Source organism: Burkholderia sp. AU4i, from assembly GCF_000466765.1.
Lineage (GTDB): Bacteria > Pseudomonadota > Gammaproteobacteria > Burkholderiales > Burkholderiaceae > Burkholderia > Burkholderia cepacia.
On the sequence record NZ_ASSI01000494.1, the window covers coordinates 1 to 539 of the forward strand.

Genomic DNA, 539 nt, shown 5'->3' on the forward strand with positions numbered 1-539 from the left:
CTCGACGCGGCGGCCGCGGCGCAGCCGCCCGGGTTGCCGCTGGTGGCGCCGCTGGTCATCCCGCCGACGCCGCGGGCCCGCGAGAAATTCGGCGAACCCATCGACACTGGCGAAGAGGTCGTCGGCGCCGCAACCGGGGGGGGCTATTCCGTGCGCGGCGCGCGCGGACTCACGCAATGGGCGATCGCGCAGCTGCTCGAGGTGATGTCCGATCTGACGGAACCGGAGCGGCGCAAGCTGGCCAGCACGTCGCCCCATGCATTCCGGCACACGGTCGGCACGCAGATGCTGGCTGCCGGCGTTGCGCTCGAGGTCGTGCAGCGCACGCTCGGCCACGCGTCTCTCGGCACCACGTCGATCTACGTGTCGCCGGAAGAGGCGCGGATGCGTCGCGAGGCGGCGAAGTACCATGCCCGGCTAAGACGCGACGTCTGAGCGCTTCTCCAGCTCTTATGAAAAGAACGCGAGGAGTCGTTGCAACAACGGTATGCGTGCCGTCCACCAGTCCGTCCTGGAAGGCGGCATGGCAATGAAGCGCA

Annotated in this window: 1 protein-coding gene; it reads left to right on the forward strand. The window is 69.0% G+C overall.

All coding sequences use genetic code 11. The annotated features are described in order from the left end of the window. Window positions 1-435: tyrosine-type recombinase/integrase (locus L810_RS43755; protein ID WP_042978554.1), on the forward strand; the 435-nt coding region annotated here is incomplete at its 5' end. Window positions 436-539: the final 104 nt, after the last annotated feature.